Source organism: Pseudomonas sp. I3-I5 (assembly GCF_022699445.1).
Classification (GTDB): domain Bacteria; phylum Pseudomonadota; class Gammaproteobacteria; order Pseudomonadales; family Pseudomonadaceae; genus Aquipseudomonas; species Aquipseudomonas fulva.
The window spans coordinates 1,060,953-1,081,828 of the sequence record NZ_CP093940.1 but is presented as its reverse complement, the minus strand read 5'-3'; the positions used below and the strand labels follow the sequence as shown (position 1 = coordinate 1,081,828).

Below are 20,876 nucleotides of genomic sequence, written 5' to 3'. Positions count from 1 at the left end.
AAGTCGGCATGCTCTCTGCAACACCTGCACACCGGGCGTTACCACCCTCGGATGCGACGCTGAAGTGCCCGACAGCGACACGGCCAAAAAGTTCCATTCAGAGTGCTTTGCGCCATATCGCCAACGTCCCTCAGCGTGCTATACATTTTCGCCGACATAACAAGAAAGAGCTGCACCCTATAACTAGAACACCTGGATGCAGCGGTACTCTTCCTAAAAAAACCAAAGGAGCAAGTCACGATGCGCGTGATGAAGTGGAGCATGATCGCCCTGGCCGTTTCGGCGGGGTCCTCGCAGATGGCACTGGCCTCTTCGCAGGATGAGTCCAAAGGTTTCATTGAAGACAGCAAGCTGAGCGTCAAAACTCGCATGCTGTATTTCAGCCGTGATTTCCGCAACAACGAAGGCGGCCAGAGCCGCCGTGAAGAAACCGGTCTCGGCTTCGTGGGCACTTACGAGTCGGGCTACACCCAGGGCACCGTCGGCGTGGGCATCGACGCCATCGGCATGCTCGGGCTGAAACTGGACAGCGGCAAGGGCCGTGCTGGCACCGGCCTGTTCCCGAACGGCTCGGACGGCCGTGCGCAGGATGACTACTCCAAGGGTGGCGGCGCGGTCAAATTCCGTATCTCCGACACCGTGCTGAAAGTCGGCGACCAGTTCACCGCCCTGCCGGTATTCGCCACCGACGACAGCCGCCTGCTGCCGGAAATCGCCCAGGGCGCATTGCTGACCAGCAACGACATCAAGGGCCTGACCCTGCACGCCGGTCGCTTCACCAGCCTGACCGGTCAGGAGCAGACCAACCGCGACAGCCTGCGCCTGAAGGAAGCCGACGTATTCGGCGGCACCTATGCCTTCACCGACAGCCTGTCCACCAGCCTGTACTACTCCAAGGTGGAAGACTACTGGCGCAAATACTACGCCAACGTCAACTGGGCGCTGCCGCTGTCGGACAAGCAAGGCCTGGTGTTCGACTTCAACTTCTATGACACCAAGAGCGACGGCCAAGGCCTGCAGCGCGCCGAAAAAGACGGCGTGACCAAGCTCGACAACCGTGCGTTCAGCCTGTCCGGTGCGTACAACATCGGCGCTCACACCTTCACCCTGGCCTACCAGAAAGTCACCGGCGACGGCGACTATGGCTACGGCGTCGACGGTGGCGGTACCGTGTTCCTGGCCAACTCCGTGGCCCGTTCCGACTTCAACGCCGAGGGCGAGAAGTCCTGGCAGGCTCGCTACGACCTGAACTTCGCCGAGTATGGCATTCCAGGCCTGAGCTTCATGACCCGCTACGTGCGTGGCAGCGGCGCCGACACCGGCACCACCAGCAACGGCAAAGAATGGGAACGCGACATCGACATCAAGTACGTGATGCAAGAAGGCCCGGCCAAGGACCTGAGCTTCCGCGTTCGTCAAGCCACCTACCGTTCCTCCGATGGCGTCTACTACGGCTCCCCATCCCTGGACGAGCTGCGCCTGATCGTGGAGTACCCGCTGAGCATCCTGTAAGCCTGGCTTGCAACGCTTCGCACCTGAAAAGCCCGGCGACCGCGCCGGGCTTTTTCTTGGCTGACAAGCAGGACGCCCTGGGGCATCCTGTACGCCTTGGCTTCACCCCCGTACAATGCGGGGCTATTTCAACGTCTTAGGCAATCGACACGGCTAACCATGCGCACCAGTCAATATTTGCTCGCCACCCAAAAAGAAACCCCTGCCGACGCAGTGGTCATCAGCCATCAGCTCATGCTGCGTGCCGGCATGATCCGCAAACTGGCTTCCGGCCTGTACACCTGGCTGCCAATGGGCCTGCGGGTAATGCGCAAGGTCGAGAACGTGGTGCGCGAGGAAATGAACGCCGCCGGCGCTCTTGAAGTGCTCATGCCCAGCATCCAGCCTGCCGAACTGTGGCAGGAGTCCGGCCGCTGGGAGCAGTACGGCCCCGAGCTGCTGCGGGTCAAGGACCGGCATCAGCGCGATTTCTGCGTGGGTCCGACCCACGAAGAGGTCATCACCGACCTGGCACGCAACGAGCTGTCGAGCTACAAGCAGCTGCCTTTGAACATGTACCAGATCCAGACCAAATTCCGCGATGAAATCCGTCCGCGCTTCGGCCTGATGCGTGGCCGCGAGTTCATCATGAAGGACGCCTACTCCTTCCATGCCGACCAGGCTTCCCTCCAGGAAACCTACGACCGCATGCACCAGGCGTACACCAATGTGTTCACCCGTCTGGGGCTGGATTTCCGCCCAGTGCAGGCCGACACCGGTTCCATTGGTGGTAGCTATTCCCATGAATTCCACGTCCTTGCCCAGTCCGGTGAAGACGATGTGATCTTCAGCGACAGCTCCGACTACGCCGCCAACATCGAAAAGGCCGAGGCCGTGCCGCGCGAAACCGTGCGCCCTGCCCCTACCGAAGAACTGCGCCTGGTCGACACGCCCGATGCCAAGACCATCGCCCAACTGGTCGAAAACTTCGGTCTGCCAATCGAAAAGACCGTCAAGACCCTGATCGTACGCGGCGCCGAGGAAGGCAAGCTGGTCGCCCTGATCGTGCGCGGCGATCACGAGCTCAACGAAATCAAGGCCGCGAAGCTGGAACAAGTGGCTGACCCCCTGGTCATGGCCACCGATGCCGAACTGCGCGAGGCCATTGGTGCTGGCGCAGGCTCGCTGGGCCCGCTGAACCTGCCGCTCGAATGCGTGATCGACCGTTCGGTCGCCTTGATGAGCGACTTCGGTATCGGTGCCAACATCGACGACAAGCACTATTTCGGCGTGAACTGGGAGCGTGACTTGCCAGTGCCACAGGTGGCCGACCTGCGCAATGTGGTCGAGGGCGACCCAAGCCCGGATGGCCAGGGCACGCTGGTGATCAAGCGTGGCATCGAAGTGGGTCACATCTTCCAGCTGGGTACCAAGTACAGCGAGGCACTCAAGTGCCAGGTCCTGGGCGAAAATGGCAAGCCGGTCATGCTGTCCATGGGCTGCTATGGCATCGGCGTGTCCCGCGTGGTGGCCGCTGCCATCGAGCAGAACCACGATGAGAAAGGCATTATCTGGAACGACGCCCTGGCGCCCTTCCAGATTGCCCTGGTACCCCTGCGCTATGAAACCGAAGTGGTTCGCGAAGCCACCGACAAGCTGTATGCCGAGCTGACTGCGGCAGGTTACGAAGTGCTGCTCGACGACCGCGACAAGAAGACCAGCCCCGGCATCAAATTTGCCGACATGGAGCTGATCGGCATTCCGCACCGTATCGTCGTCAGCGATCGCAGCCTGGCCGATGGCAACCTGGAATACAAACACCGTACCGAGCAGGATGCCCAGGTGTTGCCACTCGAAGAAGTGCTGACCTTCCTGCAGGCCCGCGTTCGCCGCTGATAATCAATGCACGAGTGATCATGTCCAAGCGAAGTACCTATAAGCTCAAGGGCGCCGCACTGTGCGGCGTCCTGCTCGTCAGCGGCTGCGCCAACCAGATGCCCCAGCGCAGCGACCACGAGGAGCGCGTCGAGCGCAAACTGCTCGAACACACCCTGCAGATCGACGTTGGCGAGCCGAAGGTGATGGAGCTGCCGCAACGACGTGTACGCGTGCATGAGCAGAAGCGTTTCGAGGTCACCGAGTTCGAGGTGACGCGCCATTACGACCGCTACACCCCTTACCAACCTTGGCGGGAAATCTACGAGATTCCGCTGGGCGCCGTGGCGGTGGTAGCGGGCGTGGGTGCCAACGTGGTCAACGTCTTCGCCCTGGGCAACCTGCCCCAGAGCATTACCCACGATTGGCTCAGTTATGGCGTGGACGGCCTTAATCCGTTCATGAACGTGCCCTCCAATGGCCGCGCCCAGCAGAACCTCGCAGGCATCAGCGAAGTGCAGAAAGCCAAGCGCGAAGAGGCCACGAGCATGCCGTGGAGCGAGCGCCTGGTGGAGGTCAAGGCCGGCAAGAACACCTATGAGCTGACCACTGACCGCGCGGGCATTCTGCGCCTGAACCTGCTCGACAGCCCCTTCTCGGAGCAGAACCTCAACCACGTCGGCACCTTGCACCTGCAAGTGGTCGATGAGGACAATGCCGTGCGCGGTGATGCCAGTTTGTTGATCAGCGCCACGCTGCGCAACAAGCTGCGTGAAGCTCACGAGCTGATTTTCGACGACCTCGAAGATGATGAGGTGAGCCAGTGGGTGCACCGGGTCAAGCGGCTGTCCGAGCTGGGCCTTGAAGAGGAAGCCAGTGAGTTGGAGCAGAGCCTGATCGAGCTGACGCGCAACGATCCTGAGTTGCAACAGGAGTTCTTGCAGTCCTTGACCAAAGCCACTGGCCGACTGGTTGCCGACCCCGGGCATTGATGGCCGCCTGTGGTTGACCTGCGTTGAACCCGTGGTGGGTTCAACGCCGGCAACTGCTTTTAAAAGGCCTTACGCGCTGCCTGGCCCCATAATGGAAGCCTACATGTCGGCGATAAACCTGAAGTACGCCATGACAGCGGCACTTTCGCGTCTCTCAACACCTTCCTTCAACTGCACGCTATGCCGGCGGGAAAAGCTCCAGCTGTTCATGCGCGCTGCGCAAGTCCCGTAATCTCACCCCTACACCGAGCAATCGCACAGGTTTACCACCGCGCGCGAACGCCTGCGTCACCAGCTGCCGGTAACTGTCCAAGTCCCTGCCGGCGCCTGCCTGCTCAAGGGTGGTCTGGGTGAAGTCATGGAACTTGACCTTGACGAAAGGCTTTTCCGGCCGGTAGGTGCTGTCCATTCGCTCGATGCGCTCGTTCAGGCTCTGCAGCAACTCCGGCAACCGTGCCAGGCAACTGGGCAGGTCCGGCAGGTCGGTGTCGTAGGTATTCTCGACGCTGACCGACTGCCGTCTACTGTCGTTTTGAACCACGCGATCATCGATGCCACGCGCCAGCCCCCACAACCGCTCGCCAAAGGTGCCGAACTCACGCACCAGCGCCAGGCGAGACCAGTCGCGCAACTGCGAGCAGGTCTCGATCCCCAGGCGGGTCAGCTTGTCTGCAGTGACCTTGCCCACACCGTGCAGACGGGTGACCGGCAGCGCCGCCACGAACGCTTCTATTTCATCAGGCTTGATCACGAACAGGCCATTGGGCTTGCGCCAGTCGCTGGCGATCTTGGCCAGAAACTTGTTGGGCGCCACCCCGGCCGAGACGGTGATGTGCAGGGTACGAGCCACGCGCCGACGGATGTCTTCGGCGATGCGTGTAGCGCTGCCGGCATACCATTGGCTTTCGCTGACATCCAGGTAGGCCTCGTCCAACGACAGCGGCTCGATCAGGTCGGTGTAGTCACGAAAGATGGCATGTATCTCTCGAGAAGCCTCACGGTAAGCCTCGAAGCGAGGTTTGACGATCAGCAGGTCCGGGCACAACTTGAGGGCGTGACGGGACGACATTGCAGAACGCACCCCGTAGGCACGCGCTTCATAGTTGCACGTGGCGATGACCCCACGCCTTTCGGCCGACCCGCCCACTGCCATGGGACGACCTGCAAGACGAGGGTCGTCGCGCATTTCGATGGCGGCATAAAAGCAGTCGCAGTCGACGTGGATGATCTTGCGCAGGGACATGTATGACCATAAGCACTGTAAATTCATACAGATAATAGCGCATGGTTTCAGGTTCAAACAGCATGGGCATGGTTGGGCAGCGCCGGCATTCACTGCATGAGCGCTACCCAAGCCCGCGCTTTACACACCTAAAGGATTGAACAAAAAGGGCTTTTCACACTATTTGCTTGACACTGCATGATAAATCCGTAGAATTCGATTTCACAGGCGCGGGATGGAGCAGCCTGGTAGCTCGTCGGGCTCATAACCCGAAGGTCGTCGGTTCAAATCCGGCTCCCGCAACCAGATTCGAGAAAAGGCCACTGTTCACGCAGTGGCCTTTTTCTTTGCGCGCGCAAAAAGCAATTTGTAAAAAACCTCGCTAAATCAATGAGTAGCACTTGACACCACCGGCTGAAGCTGTAGAATCCGCCCCACAGACGCGGGATGGAGCAGTCTGGTAGCTCGTCGGGCTCATAACCCGAAGGTCGTCGGTTCAAATCCGGCTCCCGCAACCAAGTTCAAGAAAAGGCCACTGTTAACGCAGTGGCCTTTTTCTTTGCCTGTCAAACGGCAACAGGGTAAGCATGGATGCGCCCTGCTCTGTTCAAGCGTTGGCCTCGCGCTTCATTAAACGCTTGACACCAATGCGCTTCGCTGTAGAATGCGCACCTCTGACGCGGGATGGAGCAGTCTGGTAGCTCGTCGGGCTCATAACCCGAAGGTCGTCGGTTCAAATCCGGCTCCCGCAACCATATTCGTCAGAACAAACCCCGTGCGTAGCGATACGCGCGGGGTTTTTCGTTTCTACCCCCTTACTTGCAAGCGACGCTTGCATGCCTTGGCGCATACCCGATTAGCGGCGGGCGCTACCCTTGCGTGGATGAACTATCTTTAACCCCTGCCGGGCTGTTAAGCGCCCATGGCCGGAGTAATATTGGATACGTTTTCCAAAGGGACTTTCACTTGGCCGCGCCTCTTCTTCACCTCGTGCCTGACGCCCGAGGTAATCCATGACCGCTCAGAACCCTGAACCTTCGGTGCCGCTGGCCACAGCGCTGCCCGGAGCCGTGCAGCGCCTGCCTTTGCTTGAACGGATAAGCCGCTATCGTCAGCCGATTGGGCTGGCGGTGACGCTGGTGCTGTTCACCATGGCCTTGATCGCCTGCCGCCACCTGCTGAGCGAGCTGGACATCTATGCCTTGCACGATGCCATGCTCGAAGTGCCAGTGCAGTCACTGCTTGGCGCGCTGCTGGCGACCGTGATCGGTTTCGTGATCCTGCTGGGCTACGAGTGGTCGGCCAGCCGCTACGCTGGGGTCAAGCTGCCTGCGCGAACGTTGGTACTGGGTGGTTTCAGCGCCTTTGCCATCGGCAATGCCATCGGCCTGTCCATGCTATCCGGCGGTTCGGTGCGCTACCGCCTGTATGCACGCCAAGGCGTGGGCGCGGGCGAAGTCGCACGCATGACGGTCTTCGCCAGCCTTTCACTCGGTTGTGCTTTGCCACCGCTTGCGGCATTGGCCACCCTGAGCAATCTGCCTGCCGCCTCGACTGCCCTGCGGTTGCCGCAGGGCTTGCTGGCTGGCGTTGCGGTTGCCGTCCTGGCCGCCTGCGCCTTATTGGCAGTTGGCCTGTATCGCAAGCGGTTGGCCGAGCAGCCAGTGCCTGACAACCTGTTGGTGCAACTGGGCCGGCGCACGCTGCGATTGCCCGGCGCACGGCTGACTGGCCTGCAACTGCTGATCACGGCCCTGGACGTGGCCGCCGCGGCCACCGTGCTCTACCTGCTGCTGCCCGAAGCGCCCCCCTTCGGCGCCTTCGTACTGGTCTACCTACTGGCGCTGGCCGCGGGTGTGCTCAGCCATGTGCCCGGTGGTGTTGGGGTGTTCGAGGCCATTCTGCTGGCCGCGTTCGCCAACCAATTGGGCGCTGCGCCGCTGGCAGCCGCATTGCTGTTGTACCGCATCATCTATGTGGTGCTGCCGCTTCTGCTGGCGTGCGTCCTGCTATTGGCCAACGAAGCCCGGCGTCTGCTGTTCGCGCGGCAGGCCATGAAGGCTGCCTCTGGGCTGGCAGCGCCTATCCTGGCCATCATGGTCTTCCTCTCGGGGGTGGTATTGCTGTTTTCCGGCGCCACGCCCGAGATCGATACCCGCCTTGAGCACATGGGCTTTCTGATCCCCCATCGGCTGATCGATGCCTCCCACTTCGGCGCCAGCCTGATCGGCGTGCTGTGCCTGTTGCTGGCCCAAGGCCTGCGCCGGCGCCTGTCGGCCGCGTGGCTGCTGACCACGGTGCTGCTGCTGGTGGGGGCATTGCTTTCGCTGCTCAAGGGCTTCGACTGGGAAGAGGCCTGCCTGCTGACGTTCACGGCCGCGCTCCTGGCTTTGTTCCGCCGCTCGTTCTACCGGCCCAGCCGCTTGATGGAACTGCCGTTCTCGCCGGTGTATCTGGTGGCCAGTGCCTGCGCGGTGGGCGCCTCGGTGTGGCTGCTGTTGTTCGCCTACCAGGATGTGCCCTACAGCCATCAGCTGTGGTGGCAGTTCACCCTGGACGCCGATGCCCCCCGTGGCCTGCGTGCGGCGATGGGCAGTGCCTTGCTGCTGGCAGCGCTGGCCTTGACCTGGTTGCTGCGCACCGCACCGCCGGTGATCCACCTGCCCGATGAAGCCGAACTGCAACGGGCTCACCGTATTCTGCAGGCGTCCGACCAGCCTGATGGCGGCCTGGCCCTGACCGGCGACAAGGCGCTGCTGTTCCATCCCCGGGACAACGCGTTTCTGATGTATGCCCGCCGTGGTCGTAGTCTGGTTGCGCTGTACGATCCGATCGGGCCGGCCCAGGAGCGTGCCGAGATGATCTGGCAGTTCCGCGACCTGTGCGACCTGCACCATGCTCGACCAGTGTTTTACCAGGTGCGCGCGGAGAACCTGCCGTTCTACATGGACATCGGCCTGACTGCCCTGAAGCTGGGCGAGGAAGCCCGTGTCGACCTGCGCCGCTTCGACCTCGATGCCAAAGGCAAGGAAATGAAGGACCTGCGCTACACGTGGAACCGGGGCGGCCGTGACGGGCTGAGCCTGGAAATCCATGAGCCAGGCCATGCGCCGCTGGCTGAGCTCAAGGAAATTTCCGATGCATGGCTCAGTGGCAAGAACGTTCGCGAAAAGGGCTTTTCGCTGGGCCGTTTCAGCCCGGATTACCTGCAGCACTTCCGTATCGCCCTGATTCGCTTCCAAGGCCGCCCCGTGGCCTTTGCCAACCTGCTCGAGACCCACAGCAACGAGCTGGCCAGCCTCGACCTGATGCGTGCACACCCGGAGGCCCCCAAGCTGACCATGGAGTTCATGATGATTGGCTTGATCCTGCATTACAAAAGCCATGACTACGGCCGGTTCAGCCTGGGCATGGTGCCGCTGTCGGGGCTGCAACCACGGCGCGGTGCGCCCTTGACCCAGCGTCTGGGCTCGATGGTGTTCCGCCGTGGCGAGCAACTCTACAACTTCCAGGGGCTGCGCCGGTTCAAGGACAAGTTCCAGCCTGACTGGGAACCTCGCTACATGGCCGTGCCTGCCGGGCTCGACCCGCTGGTGGCACTGGCCGACACTGCCGCCCTGATTGCCGGCGGCTTGACTGGATTGGTGAAACGCTGATGACCCGACGCTTTTGGCTTTACCCGTTGATCACCCTGCTGCTGGCCGCCCTGGCCGGCGCCACGGCGTTCTGGTTCTGGACGCGGCCGGCGCCTGAGGCACAGCTTGAGCAACTTCAAATCAACGATGCCAGCATCACCCTCGTTACCCCAGGGGTGCACCCCACCGCCTGGGTGGCGATCGGCGTGCCACAGGACCAGGCCCTGACCCACAAGCAGTTGCTGGACCTTGGCCAGGCGGCCGAAGCGCAATTGGTGCAAGTGGTGCTGCCTGCCGGTGATTGCGCCAAGCAGCAGCAAGCCATGGACACGGCCCTGGCGCAGTTGCCGAGCAAACCGACCCTGGTCGCCGGCATTGGCCCGGGTGCCACCCAAGCCTGGCGCTGGCTGGCGAGCCAGAACGACGACAAGGCCCGGGCAATTTCCGTGGGCTTTACGGTCGAGCAGCCAGGGTGTCAGGTACCGCTGCCAAAGACCGCGCCCCACGGCCACTGGAGCGTGGCGTGGAACGATAATCCGGACGATGCCAGTGCGGCCTTCGTGCGTGACCAGAACAATGCCGAAACCAGCATCAGCGACTATGACATCCACCTGCCGCAAGTGCTCAAGGCACAGCTGACCCAGGCCTTGGTGGGCCAGGATGGCAACGCACTGGCGATTCCCGTGGTCGAGGTCCCTGCCGGTCAAACCACCGATACCGTCACGCTGTTCTTGTCCGGCGACGGCGGCTGGCGCGACCTGGACCGCGATGTGGCCGGGGAGATGGCCAAGCTGGGCTATCCGGTGGTGGGCATCGATACCCTGCGCTACTACTGGCAACACAAGACACCGGAGCAAAGTGCTGCCGACCTGTCCGAACTGATGCACCACTATCGGCAGAAGTGGGGGACCAAGCGTTTCGTCCTGACGGGGTACTCGTTCGGTGCTGACGTACTGCCTGCCATCTACAACCGCCTGCCGGCTGAAGACCAGCAACGGGTGGACGCTGTCATGCTGCTGGCCTTTGCCCGCAGCGGCAGCTTCGAGATCGAAGTCGAAGGCTGGCTGGGCAAGGAAGGTCAAGAGGCGCCCACTGGACCTGAGATGGCCAAGCTGCCGGCTGCGAAAGTGGTGTGCGTATACGGGGTGGAAGAAAGCGACGAAAGCGGTTGCACCGACAAGACCGCCGTGGGCGAGCGTCTGAAACTGCCGGGCGGGCACCACTTCGATGAAAACTACCCGGCCCTGGCCAAGCGGCTGATCGATGAGATCGAGACCCGTCAGGGCAAGTCGAGTGTGGCCGAGCAGAATTGAGGGTTGGGTAAGGACAGCAGGCACTGGGGCCAGGTCGAGCGGGTGGCTCTGATAGCGCGAATCAGGGGTTACCCTGCCCCCCTGCATGACCTCATGCCGCGATAAGCTGCGCAGCAGCCCTTAGATTTCAGCTTCGCAGCGCATATTGCCGGGGCCGCGCTGCGGCCCATCGCGGCACAAGGGCCGCTCCTACCCGGAAATCTGCTAGCTGTCAGGGGCCGTGCCAGACAGTTGCTCCTGCAAAGCCCTGTGAAGCTACTGACTCAGGCGTTACGCGGTCAGTGTCAGAGCGGCCTCGCCGGGGCGCCGGACCGGCCGCGATGGGCTGCGCACCAGCCCCAGTATCTGCGCATCGCCGCAAACATCACTAGGCCCCAGGGGAATGCCCTCAGCGCCTCCCCTGCCCTTTTCAGATCTCGACCTGAGTACCCAGCTCGATTACCCGATTGAGCGGCAGGTTGAAGAACCTCAAATTGCCGTTGGCATTCTTCAGCAAGAACGCGAACAGGTTGCCTCGCCAGCGTGACATGCCTTCGAGCCTGGACGCGATCACGGTTTCGCGGCTCAGGAAATAGGTGGTGCGCATGGGCGTGAAGTCCAGCTCGTCCAGGTGGCAGAGTTTCAGCGCGGCCGGCACGTCCGGCTCATCCATGAAGCCGAAATGCAGGACCACCCTGAAGAAGCCATCGCCATAGGCCTCGACCTCGAATCGCTCCTGCTCTGGCACGCGAGGTCGATCTTCGCTGAGCACCGTCAGCAACACGACCTGGCTGTGCAGCACCTGGTTGTGCAGCATGTTGTGCAGCAACGCATGGGGCACGGCGTCAGAGCGCGCGGTGAGAAACACGGCCGTGCCCTCCACCCGGTGCGGCGGCTGGATGCGGATACTGCTGATGAACAGCGGCAGTGGCAGCGCCCCTTCGTCTATACGTTCGACGAGAATTTGCTTGCCACGTTTCCAGGTGCTCATCAGCAGGAACAGCACACCGCCTGCCAGCACAGGGAAGGCCCCGCCCTGGACGATCTTCGGAACGTTGGCGGCAAAAAACAGCCCGTCAACGAACAGAAAGCCCAGCAAGAGGGGCACGGCCAGGATCGGCGGCCACTTCCACAGCAACAACATCACTGCCGCCACCAGAATGGTCGTCATCAACATGGTCCCGGTGACGGCCACGCCATAGGCTGCGGCCAAAGCGCCCGAGGACTCGAAGCCAATTACCAGCAGCACCACGCCCACCATCAACGTCCAGTTGACTGCCGCCACGTAGATTTGCCCTTGCTCGTCACTGGAGGTGTGCTGGATGTGCATGCGCGGGATGTAGCCCAGCTGGATGGCCTGTCGGGTGAGCGAGAAGGCGCCGGATATCACTGCTTGCGACGCAATCACGGTGGCCAGGGTGGCAAGGCCGACCAGCGGCAGCAGGGCCCAGCTGGGGGCCAGCAGGTAGAACGGGTTGCGCGCAGCCTCGGGGTTTTGCAGCAGCATGGCGCCCTGGCCAAAGTAGTTGAGCACCAGTGCCGGCAGCACCAGGGCGAACCAGGCCCGTGCGATCGGCTTGCGGCCAAAGTGCCCCATGTCGGCATAGAGCGCCTCGGCACCGGTCAGCGCCAGCACCACCGCGCCGAGAATAGCCACGCCCATGCCGGGATGGACGATGAAGAAGTTGACCGCCCAACCGGGGTTGAAGGCGCGGAGCACTTCGGGCGTCTGTGCGATGCCATGGACCCCCAGCGCGGCCAGCACCACGAACCATAGAACCATGACCGGGCCGAACAGCTTGCCGATTTTCTCGGTGCCGTGGCGCTGCACCAGAAACAGTGCCACCAACACCACCAGCGACACCGGCACCACCCAATGGTCGATACCATCGAAGGCCAGGCCCAGGCCCTCGACGGCCGAGAGCACCGAGACTGCCGGGGTGATCATGCTGTCGCCATAGAACAGCGAGGCGCCGATCAAACCGCAGATCACCATCAGGGTGCGCAGGCGCGGATACGCAGCCGTGGCACGCCGCGCCAGCGCGGTCAGGGCCATGGTACCGCCCTCCCCCTGGTTGTCGGCACGCAGGATGAACACCACGTACTTGAATGACACCACCCACAGCAGCGACCAGAGGATCAACGACAGGATTCCCAGCACACCGTCGTGGTTGACCTGCACCCCATAACCGCCCGTGAACACTTCCTTCAGGGTATACAGCGGGCTGGTGCCGATATCGCCATAAACCACCCCGACCGCCGCCACCAGCAGGCCCAGCGACCGGGTCGCCCCCTGCTTCGCTGCGTGCCCGCCCTCGGCGTGACTGCTTGCCTGAACCATCGACCACTCCCGCAAAAGGCCCTCAGGGCCACTGTTGTCAGCGTGCATGCCAGTTCGCCCATCCGGGCCTGGCGTAACGGCGCGAAGCATAGCGCAGCGTTCGTCGTATTTCTGCTGGTCAATCGATCCATCGCTCGCTAGAATTGCGCACTTTTTGATCAGAGGCGCCAAAAGCGCCCGTCAAGGTCGCCCCCGATCAACGCTGGGCGACCTGTATTCAACGCCGAGGTTAGTCATGTCCACCACGCCCGCCACCCCCAAGGTCGGTTTCGTCAGCCTGGGTTGTCCCAAAGCCCTGGTCGATTCCGAGCGCATCCTCACCCAGTTGCGCATGGAAGGCTATGAAGTCGTGCCAACGTACGAGGATGCCGACGTGGTGGTGGTCAACACCTGCGGTTTCATTGACAGCGCCAAGGCCGAATCGCTTGAAGTGATCGGTGAAGCCATCAAGGAAAACGGCAAGGTGATCGTCACCGGCTGCATGGGTGTCGAGGAAGGCAGCATTCGCGATGTGCACCCAAGCGTGCTTTCGGTGACCGGCCCGCAGCAGTACGAGCAGGTGGTCAACGCCGTGCACGAAGTGGTGCCGCCGCGTCAGGACCACAACCCGCTGATCGACCTGGTGCCGCCGCAAGGGGTCAAGCTGACGCCGCGCCACTATGCCTACCTGAAGATTTCCGAAGGCTGTAACCACAGCTGCAGCTTCTGCATCATTCCGTCGATGCGTGGCAAGCTGGTCAGCCGCCCGGTGGGCGACGTGCTGAGCGAGGCCGAGCGCCTGGTCAAGGCCGGGGTCAAGGAAATCCTGGTGATTTCCCAGGACACCAGCGCCTACGGCGTAGACGTCAAGTACAAGACCGACTTCTGGAACGGCCGCCCGGTCAAGACCCGCATGCTCGAGTTGTGTGAGGCCCTGAGCAGCCTGGGTGCGTGGGTGCGCCTGCACTATGTGTATCCGTACCCCAATGTCGACGATGTGATCCCATTGATGGCTGCCGGCAAGATCCTGCCGTACCTGGACATTCCGTTCCAGCACGCCAGCCCCAAGGTGCTCAAGTCGATGAAGCGCCCGGCCTTCGAAGACCGGACCCTGGCCCGCATCAAGCAGTGGCGCGAGCAGTGCCCGGAGCTGGTCATTCGTTCGACCTTCATCGTCGGCTTCCCAGGCGAAACCGAGGAAGACTTCCAGTACCTGCTGGACTGGCTGACCGAGGCCCAACTCGACCGCGTGGGCTGCTTCCAGTACTCGCCTGTCGAAGGTGCCCCGGCCAACGACCTGGGCTTGGCCGACGTCCCGGACGACGTCAAACAGGATCGCTGGGACCGCTTCATGGCGCACCAGCAGGCCATCAGCGCCGCCCGCCTGCAGATGCGCATCGGCAAGGAAATCGACGTGCTCATCGACGAGGTCGAAGAGCAAGGCTCGGTGGGCCGCAGTTTCTTCGACGCGCCAGAAATCGACGGCAGTGTCTTCATCGATGGCAACCACGGCTTCAAGCCTGGCGACAAGGTACGTTGCCGCGTGGTGGACGCCGACGAATACGACATGTGGGCAGAGCCCATCTGACAGGGCGCCCTGCCTGCCTCCTGTCGCAGTGGCGCGGCCCGCCCCGGGTCGCGCCCTCCTCCAGCATCTATCCTTGTTTTGACGGCCACTGGAGCAAGGACCCGATGCGCACCTTCTCGACCCTGGAAACGCCTCACCTGAGCGACTACCCCAGGCTGGTCAGCGTATGGGAAGACGCGGTACGTGCGACGCACGCCTTTATGCCCGAACCCTACATCGTGCTGCTGCGCGACAAGGTGCTGCGGCGGTATCTGGACGCGGTGATGCTGGTCTGTGCCCGTGGGCCTGATCGCAGCATCCAGGGTTTCGTCGGCGTGGCAGGCGGGCGCATCGACATGTTGTTCGTGGACCCGCAGTGGCATGGCCGAGGTATCGGCAAACAATTGCTGCAGCATGCGGTGCAGGCGTTGGACGCCCTGACCCTCGACGTCAACGAGCAGAACACCCAGGCGCTGGGCTTTTATCTGCACCAGGGCTTTGAGATCGTGGGCCGTTCGCCCAAGGACGGTCTGGGCCAACCGTATCCCTTGCTGCACATGCGCAGGCACAGCGCGGCCTGATTGACACAGATTCCCGCCCCTCGCCCGGCGGGAAGGGTACAATGCAGCCTTTCTTTGCCTTTGCGAATCGTCGTCATGTCCGAACCCGTCCGTCTGTCCAAACGCCTTGTCGAGCAGCTTGGCTGTTCCCGCCGCGAGGCTGAGTTGTATATCGAAGGAGGCTGGGTGACGGTCGACGGCGTGGTGGTCGAGCAACCGCAGTTCAAGGTCGAGCAGCAGCACGTCGAGCAGCAGCACGTCGAGCTGCTGCCCGGCGCGCGCGCCGAGAGCCTGGAGCCGGTCACGCTGCTGCTCCACCAAGGCGCGGGCATGGACAACGAAACTGCCCGGCTTGGCCTGAACATGACCAGCCTCAGCGAGGCCCATCGCGAAGGCGTGCGCCCCTTGCACGGGCATTTCACCCGCCAGGCCTGTGTAGCACCGTTGGAACCGGGTGCCAGCGGCTTGCAGGTGTTTACCCAGGACTGGCGGGTAACCCGTAAGATCAACGCCGACCTGCGCAAGCTTGAACAGGAGTTCGTCGTCCAGGTGCGCGGTGAAGCCAGTGCCCAGATGCTCGAGCGCCTGGCACGCGGTGTGACCCGCAATGACCGCGAATTGCCCAAGGCCAAGGCCAGCTGGCAGAACGAAACCCATTTGCGCCTGGTGCTGAAAAACCCGCAACCCGGCCAGATTTCAGAACTGTGCGCCTACCTGCGCCTGGAGTTGCTAGGCATGCGCCGCATACGCCTGGGCGGTGTTTCGATGGGCAAGCTGGCGCTGGGCCAATGGCGCTACCTGATGGGCACTGAACGTTTCTAAGTGAGAGGCCGTGTGATGACGCGCGGCACAAGAACAGGATTTTGCAGCAATGAACCACAATGACGTCCTGCGCAGCCTGCGCTACATGTTGAAAGTCAATGACGCCAAGATGGCCGAGATCATCGGTTTGACCGGCCTGGACGTGAACCCTGTCGTCCTGGCGACCTATGTGAAGAAAGAAGAAGAGGAAGGCTTTGTGCGCTGCCCGGACCGGGTCATGGCGCACTTTCTCGACGGCCTGGTCATCTACCGTCGCGGCAAGGATGAAAGCCGTCCGGCACAACCTGTCGAGCTGCCGGTTACCAACAACCAGATCCTGAAGAAGCTGCGAGTGGCTTTCGAACTGAAAGAAAACGACCTGCACGCCATCTTGAAGTCAGTCGATTTTCCCGTCAGCAAACCTGAGCTCAGCGCACTGTTTCGCAAGGCCGGTCATGACAACTACCGCCCGTGCGGCGACCAGTTGCTGCGCAACTTCCTGAAGGGCCTGACCCAGCGCGTGCACGGCTGAATGGTCATGCAGCATACGGTGGCGCCGGTGGGGATCGTGCGCTCCTGTTTCAAGGAGAAGTTCGCCATTCCGCGCCAGCCGCAACTGGCGCCGGCCGCACGCGGTGTGCTGGAGCTACTGCCCCCGTTCGACCAAGCCGAGGCAGTCGAAGGGCTGGAACAGGTCAGCCACGTCTGGCTGCTGTTTCTGTTCCACCAGGCCCTGGAAGAAAAACCCAGGCTCAAAGTGCGCCCACCGCGCCTGGGGGGCAACAAGAGCATGGGTGTGTTCGCCACTCGCGCCACCCACCGGCCCAACGGCATCGGCCAGTCGGTGGTGCGGCTGGAGGGGGTTGAACCTGGCCGCTTGCTGTTGTCAGGCATCGACCTGCTCGACGGCACGCCGGTGCTGGACATCAAGCCCTACGTACCCTATGCCGACAGTGTCGAGGGTGCCCATAACCACATGGCCAGCGGTGCGCCAGTGGCCATTACCGTGCAGTGGGCCGACAGCGCCCTGCCCCAGGCCCGCGAGCATGCGTTGCGCCTGGGCGAGCCCCTGGTGGCATTGATCGAGCAATGCTTGGCGCAAGACCCACGGCCAGCCTATCAGGTGCCTGTGGCCGAACGGGTGTATGGGGTCAAGTTCTGGGATGTGCAGGTCAGGTGGCATTATCCGCAGACGGATGTGATCCGCGTGCTGGAGGTGGTGCTGGCTTGAAGGTGCAATAGCGCTGCATCTGGGGGGGTTGTGCTGTCGCCATCTGCCTCAAGTACCAACAGCCGCCCATGAAAAAGGCGACCCGCCGGGTCGCCTTTTTTCGTACCGTTACGCTGTAATCAACGTGCTGGCCCTTCGGCAACGCCCAAGTCGTCGGTCGGACGGGTGTCGATCAGCGGACCGCCACCCGAAGCCAACTCCGACGCCAGCTTGTCGTTGTCCATCTCGTTGACCCACTTGGCTACGACCACGGTGGCAACGGCGTTGCCCACCAGGTTGGTCAAGGCACGCGCTTCGGACATGAAGCGGTCGATGCCCAGGATCAGTGCCAGGCCGGCAACCGGCAAGTGGCCCACGGCAGACAGCGTGGCCGCCAGCACGATGAAGCCCGAACCGGTAACGCCAGCGGCACCTTTGGAGGCGACCAGCAGCACCAGCAGCAGGGTGATCTGGTGGGTGATGTCCATCGGGGTGTCGGTAGCCTGGGCGATGAACACCGCAGCCATGGTCAGGTAGATCGAGGTGCCGTCCAGGTTGAACGAGTAACCGGTCGGAATGACCAGGCCTACCACGGACTTCTTGGCACCCAGGCGCTCCATCTTGGCCAGCATGCGTGGCAGCGCGGACTCGGACGAGGACGTGCCCAGCACGATCAGCAGCTCTTCACGGATGTAGCGGATCAGCTTGAGTACGCTGAAACCGTGGGCGCGGCAGATGCCACCAAGCACCACCAGCACGAACAGCAGGCAGGTGATGTAGAAGCACGCCATCAGGTAACCCAGCTGCACCAGCGAGCCCACGCCGTACTGGCCGATGGTGAAGGCCATGGCGCCGAAGGCACCGATCGGGGCCAGCTTCATGATCATGTTGATGATGTTGAACATGACATGGGCGAAGCGATCGATCATGTCCAGGAACGGCTTGCCGTAGCTGCCCAGGCGGTGCAGTGCGAAGCCGAACAGCACCGAGAACATCAGTACTTGCAGGATGTCGCCGTTGGCGAAAGCACCGACCACGGTGTTGGGGATGACGTTGAGCAGGAAGCCTACGGTGGTCTGCTGCGCGCCAGCGGCGGCATAGGCAGCCACGCTGCTGGCATTGAGGGTGCTGACGTCGATGTGCATGCCCGCGCCGGGCTTGACCACGTTGACGACCACCAGGCCGATGATCAGCGCGATGGTGGAGACGATTTCAAAATACAGCAACGCATAGCCGCCTGTCTTGCCGACAGATTTCATGCTCTGCATGCCGGCGATACCGCTGACCACGGTGCAGAAGATGATCGGGGCGATGACCATCTTGATCAGTTTGACGAAGCCATCACCCAAGGGTTTGAGGGCAACGCCCGTTTCCGGGTAGTAATGGCCGAGCAGAATACCGATGGTGATGGCAACCAACACCTGGACATACAGGGATTTGTAAAGCGGCTGACGTGTCGTCATGGCTGTTTTTCCTCAAGTGTGCCGCGCCACCCTGTTCCAGGGGTGCAGCACCTGAATCGCTAACCCTCCTGCACTTGGAGGGATTTGTCGTTGTGGTAGAGCTGCCTTCGCAGGCCTCTGCTAATAGCGATAGCAAGGGTGATGCCAAAATGCCCAAACCGGGTGCAGGCAGGGCTATTGCTGGCTTTCCATGCCCAACGTCGGGGCGAAACGTGAGGAAGGGTGGCGGGTTTCCGCCCGCTGGCGGGATTGGAGCGGCCCAGATGGCGGAAAACCGCCTGGGCTCATTCCAGATTGAAGGTGATACGGAAGGCGGCGCCGCCAAGCGCCGAGTCATCCAGGCTCAGTTCGGCATCGTAGCTGTCGATGATGTCCTTCACCACAGCCAAGCCGATGCCTTGCCCCGGGTGCTGACTGTCCAACCGCTCACCACGCTCCAGAATGCGCTGGCGCTGGTTGGCGGGCACGCCTGGACCGTCATCTTCGATACAGAGCGTGAGCCGTCCAGCTTCTCTGAACAGGCTGACCCTTATCTGGCCCAGGCTCAGGCGGTAGGCGTTTTCCAGGAGGTTACCCAGCAGTTCGAGCAATGCGCCCTGCTCCATGGGTACCCGCGCCTGGTCCGGCACCTGCAAGGTCACGTCCACGTGTTTATCGCGGTAGACCTTGGCCAGCGTGCTACACAGGCTGTCGAGCAAGGGGCGTAGCACCACGCTATGACGCACCAGGCCGCTCTTGCGCAGGCTGGCCCGTTGCAGTTGATAGTCGATCTGCTGGCTCATGCGTTCGATCTGGCTCTGCAAGACCCTGGCCTGCTCCCGTTCACCGTTGTGCTGCTGCAGGCTTTCGCCCACCCCCTGCAACACGGCCAAGGGCGTCTTCAGGCTGTGCGCCAGGTCGTCCAGCGAATCCCGGTAGCGCTGGCGTTGCTCGCGCTCGCTTTGCAGCAGGCGGTTCAGCGAACCGGTCAGGCGCAGCAGTTCGCGGGGGTGGTGTGTGCTCAGGCCGTCCCGCGCGCCGGATTCCAGATCGTCGAGCTCGCGGCTAAGGCGGCGTAGCGAGCGCAACCCCCAGGTCAACCCGGCCCAGAGCAGCGCCAGCAGTGCTAGCAAGGCAGCCCCGAAGCCCAGGTAGAGTTTTTCACGCAGGCCATCGAGGGTGCGCTGATAGTCGCGCACCGGCTGCAGGGCCACGATGCTGAAGGCGGCACTCTTGCCGCCCAGCAGCTTAATCTCGACGTCATAAACGAAGAACTCCTCGCCATTGGCCTGGTGGATGCGTGCGAACTCGTTTCCGCGGCCATCGTAGCGAGGCTGATAGTTGATGTTCTGCGCTGCCGTGGCCCGGGACTGCCAGACCAGTTGGCCAGCGCGGTCGAAGATGTACCCCAGCAGACCGGTATAGGGCAGGTTGAAACGTTCGTCCGGCAACAACGCCGGCATCTGCAACTGCCCGTTTTCGATACGCGCCGCCGAAATCAGCGTGGTCACGTCCGAAGCCAGGCGTTGTTCGATCGACTCCTGCAAGGCAAGGCTGAAGGCTTTCTGCAAAGCTGGCAGCAGCGCCAGCATGAACAGCACCGCCAACACGGCAGCGGCCAGCATCAGGCGCACACGCAGGGATCGAATCATCGGCAGCGCTCGGTGAACAGGTAGCCAAGCCCGCGCACGGTATCGATGGGCTTGAAGCCGCACTCGCCTTCGAGCTTGCGCCGCAAGCGCCCGATGAGCACTTCGATGACGTTTGGATCACGTTCTTCATCGCCAGGGTAGAGTTGCTCCATCAGGCGATCCTTGGCCACCACCTGCTGGTGATGACGCATCAGGTACTCGAGGATGCGGTATTCGTAGGCAGTCAGGCCCAGTGGCTGCTCGTCGAGCGTCGCCTGCTTGCGATTGAGGTCAAGGACCAACGGGCCGGCGGCGATGGTTGACTGGGTGAAGCCGCTGGAGCGGCGCAGCAGCGCATTGAGGCGCGCCTCGAGTTCTTCGAACTGGAACGGCTTGACCAGGTAGTCGTCGGCGCCAGCGGCCAGCCCTTCGACCTTGTCCTGCCAGTTGCCGCGGGCCGTGAGGATGAGGATGGGGAAGGTCTTGGCCTGGTTGCGCAGGCGCGTGATCAGCTCCAGGCCACTGATGCCCGGCAGCCCCAGGTCGACCACCGCCAGGTCGAAGTGGTACTGCTCGGCCTGGTACAACGCCTCCTCGGCATTGGCGACCGCCTCGACCACGTGGCCACTTTCCCCCAGGCGGGTATAGAGGTGATGGCGAAGCAAGGCTTCGTCCTCGACCACCAGCAGTTTCATGTGCAGCTCCTTGATGGATGTGCCTGTACGGTGCCCAATGCTGAAAAGCCAGCCCCACCGCGTGCGCCCACCGGCCTGATGGCCCAGCATGGCACTGGTTGGAGCTGGCTTGCCAGACCCGGGTCGCTACAGGATAACGCGAC

Annotated in this window: 15 protein-coding genes and 3 tRNA genes; 13 read left to right on the top strand and 5 right to left on the bottom strand. The window is 62.3% G+C overall.

What is annotated here, in order from left to right; genetic code table 11:
- Positions 1 to 240 precede the first annotated feature (240 nt).
- From MOP87_RS04805 to MOP87_RS04795, 3 genes are all read left to right on the top strand, one after another.
- Positions 241 to 1,512, top strand: a complete 1,272-nt coding sequence (locus tag MOP87_RS04805) for an OprD family porin (protein ID WP_027914209.1) — start codon at positions 241 to 243, stop codon at positions 1,510 to 1,512.
- 159 nt (positions 1,513 to 1,671) lie between these two features.
- Positions 1,672 to 3,387 (top strand): proline--tRNA ligase, encoded by a 1,716-nt coding sequence (locus MOP87_RS04800; RefSeq protein WP_027914208.1) that lies wholly within the window; start codon positions 1,672 to 1,674, stop codon positions 3,385 to 3,387.
- A gap of 20 nt (positions 3,388 to 3,407) precedes the next feature.
- Complete coding sequence (locus MOP87_RS04795) at positions 3,408 to 4,358, top strand: hypothetical protein (protein WP_027914207.1); 951 nt, start codon at positions 3,408 to 3,410, stop codon at positions 4,356 to 4,358.
- A 178-nt stretch (positions 4,359 to 4,536) separates the two neighbouring features.
- Here the strand turns inward: MOP87_RS04795 and dinB are convergent, their stop codons facing one another.
- Positions 4,537 to 5,601, bottom strand: coding sequence for a DNA polymerase IV (gene dinB / locus MOP87_RS04790; RefSeq protein ID WP_027914206.1), 1,065 nt, complete (start codon positions 5,599 to 5,601; stop codon positions 4,537 to 4,539).
- 208 nt (positions 5,602 to 5,809) lie between these two features.
- Between dinB and MOP87_RS04785 the strand changes: the two genes are divergently transcribed.
- The 5 genes from MOP87_RS04785 to MOP87_RS04765 all read left to right on the top strand — a co-directional run bounded on the left by MOP87_RS04785 (position 5,810) and on the right by MOP87_RS04765 (position 10,528).
- Positions 5,810 to 5,886 (top strand) — tRNA-Met (locus MOP87_RS04785).
- 135 nt (positions 5,887 to 6,021) lie between these two features.
- Positions 6,022 to 6,098, top strand: a tRNA-Met gene (locus MOP87_RS04780).
- A gap of 160 nt (positions 6,099 to 6,258) precedes the next feature.
- Positions 6,259 to 6,335, top strand: a tRNA-Met gene (locus tag MOP87_RS04775).
- A 258-nt stretch (positions 6,336 to 6,593) separates the two neighbouring features.
- Positions 6,594 to 9,236, top strand: a complete 2,643-nt coding sequence (mprF, locus tag MOP87_RS04770; RefSeq protein WP_027914205.1) for a bifunctional lysylphosphatidylglycerol flippase/synthetase MprF — start codon at positions 6,594 to 6,596, stop codon at positions 9,234 to 9,236.
- Positions 9,236 to 10,528 carry an AcvB/VirJ family lysyl-phosphatidylglycerol hydrolase gene (locus tag MOP87_RS04765; RefSeq protein ID WP_028687381.1) on the top strand — a complete coding sequence of 431 codons (1,293 nt, stop codon included), beginning with the start codon at positions 9,236 to 9,238 and terminating at the stop codon, positions 10,526 to 10,528. Before mprF ends, MOP87_RS04765 begins: the two co-directional genes overlap by 1 nt.
- Positions 10,529 to 10,937: 409 nt before the next feature.
- Here MOP87_RS04765 and MOP87_RS04760 read toward each other — a convergent pair whose 3' ends face one another.
- Complete coding sequence (locus MOP87_RS04760; protein WP_027914203.1) at positions 10,938 to 12,848, bottom strand: potassium transporter Kup; 1,911 nt, start codon at positions 12,846 to 12,848, stop codon at positions 10,938 to 10,940.
- A gap of 235 nt (positions 12,849 to 13,083) precedes the next feature.
- On the opposite strand from MOP87_RS04760, the gene rimO reads away from it, so the two are divergent.
- The 5 genes from rimO (at position 13,084) to tsaA (ending at position 16,986) form a co-directional block, all read left to right on the top strand.
- Positions 13,084 to 14,415, top strand: a complete 1,332-nt coding sequence (rimO, locus tag MOP87_RS04755; RefSeq protein WP_023536322.1) for a 30S ribosomal protein S12 methylthiotransferase RimO — start codon at positions 13,084 to 13,086, stop codon at positions 14,413 to 14,415.
- A 104-nt stretch (positions 14,416 to 14,519) separates the two neighbouring features.
- Positions 14,520 to 14,975 (top strand): GNAT family N-acetyltransferase, encoded by a 456-nt coding sequence (locus MOP87_RS04750; RefSeq protein WP_027914202.1) that lies wholly within the window; start codon positions 14,520 to 14,522, stop codon positions 14,973 to 14,975.
- Between the two features lie 75 nt (positions 14,976 to 15,050).
- Entirely contained in the window at positions 15,051 to 15,776 is a 726-nt protein-coding gene (locus MOP87_RS04745; RefSeq protein WP_242810176.1) for an rRNA pseudouridine synthase, read from the top strand.
- A 49-nt stretch (positions 15,777 to 15,825) separates the two neighbouring features.
- Complete coding sequence (locus tag MOP87_RS04740) at positions 15,826 to 16,287, top strand: DUF1456 family protein (protein WP_242810175.1); 462 nt, start codon at positions 15,826 to 15,828, stop codon at positions 16,285 to 16,287.
- Positions 16,288 to 16,293: 6 nt separating this feature from the next.
- Positions 16,294 to 16,986 (top strand): tRNA (N6-threonylcarbamoyladenosine(37)-N6)-methyltransferase TrmO, encoded by a 693-nt coding sequence (gene tsaA, locus MOP87_RS04735; RefSeq protein ID WP_027914200.1) that lies wholly within the window; start codon positions 16,294 to 16,296, stop codon positions 16,984 to 16,986.
- Positions 16,987 to 17,105: 119 nt separating this feature from the next.
- On the opposite strand, the gene MOP87_RS04730 is transcribed toward tsaA, so the two are convergent.
- The 3 genes from MOP87_RS04730 to MOP87_RS04720 form a co-directional block, all read right to left on the bottom strand.
- Positions 17,106 to 18,428, bottom strand: a complete 1,323-nt coding sequence (locus MOP87_RS04730) for a dicarboxylate/amino acid:cation symporter (RefSeq protein WP_027914199.1) — start codon at positions 18,426 to 18,428, stop codon at positions 17,106 to 17,108.
- A gap of 284 nt (positions 18,429 to 18,712) precedes the next feature.
- On the bottom strand, positions 18,713 to 20,059 hold the full coding sequence (locus MOP87_RS04725) for an ATP-binding protein (protein WP_028687377.1): 1,347 nt from the start codon (positions 20,057 to 20,059) through the stop codon (positions 18,713 to 18,715).
- The gene (locus MOP87_RS04720) at positions 20,056 to 20,733 is read right to left on the bottom strand and encodes a response regulator (protein ID WP_023536231.1); all 678 of its coding nucleotides are present in this window, start codon (positions 20,731 to 20,733) and stop codon (positions 20,056 to 20,058) included. Before MOP87_RS04720 ends, MOP87_RS04725 begins: the two co-directional genes overlap by 4 nt.
- Between the last annotated feature and the right edge of the window lie 143 nt (positions 20,734 to 20,876).

Bases quoted from the DNA above. Each gene is read 5' to 3' on its own strand.
- MOP87_RS04805 (WP_027914209.1), top strand. From the start codon at position 241: ATGCGCGTGATGAAGTGGAGCATGATCGCCCTGGCCGTTTCGGCGGGG.
- MOP87_RS04800 (WP_027914208.1), top strand. From the start codon at position 1,672: ATGCGCACCAGTCAATATTTGCTCGCCACCCAAAAAGAAACCCCTGCC.
- MOP87_RS04795 (WP_027914207.1), top strand. From the start codon at position 3,408: ATGTCCAAGCGAAGTACCTATAAGCTCAAGGGCGCCGCACTGTGCGGC.
- dinB (WP_027914206.1), bottom strand. From the start codon at position 5,601: ATGTCCCTGCGCAAGATCATCCACGTCGACTGCGACTGCTTTTATGCC.
- mprF (WP_027914205.1), top strand. From the start codon at position 6,594: ATGACCGCTCAGAACCCTGAACCTTCGGTGCCGCTGGCCACAGCGCTG.
- MOP87_RS04765 (WP_028687381.1), top strand. From the start codon at position 9,236: ATGACCCGACGCTTTTGGCTTTACCCGTTGATCACCCTGCTGCTGGCC.
- MOP87_RS04760 (WP_027914203.1), bottom strand. From the start codon at position 12,848: ATGGTTCAGGCAAGCAGTCACGCCGAGGGCGGGCACGCAGCGAAGCAG.
- rimO (WP_023536322.1), top strand. From the start codon at position 13,084: ATGTCCACCACGCCCGCCACCCCCAAGGTCGGTTTCGTCAGCCTGGGT.
- MOP87_RS04750 (WP_027914202.1), top strand. From the start codon at position 14,520: ATGCGCACCTTCTCGACCCTGGAAACGCCTCACCTGAGCGACTACCCC.
- MOP87_RS04745 (WP_242810176.1), top strand. From the start codon at position 15,051: ATGTCCGAACCCGTCCGTCTGTCCAAACGCCTTGTCGAGCAGCTTGGC.
- MOP87_RS04740 (WP_242810175.1), top strand. From the start codon at position 15,826: ATGAACCACAATGACGTCCTGCGCAGCCTGCGCTACATGTTGAAAGTC.
- tsaA (WP_027914200.1), top strand. From the start codon at position 16,294: ATGCAGCATACGGTGGCGCCGGTGGGGATCGTGCGCTCCTGTTTCAAG.
- MOP87_RS04730 (WP_027914199.1), bottom strand. From the start codon at position 18,428: ATGACGACACGTCAGCCGCTTTACAAATCCCTGTATGTCCAGGTGTTG.
- MOP87_RS04725 (WP_028687377.1), bottom strand. From the start codon at position 20,059: ATGATTCGATCCCTGCGTGTGCGCCTGATGCTGGCCGCTGCCGTGTTG.
- MOP87_RS04720 (WP_023536231.1), bottom strand. From the start codon at position 20,733: ATGAAACTGCTGGTGGTCGAGGACGAAGCCTTGCTTCGCCATCACCTC.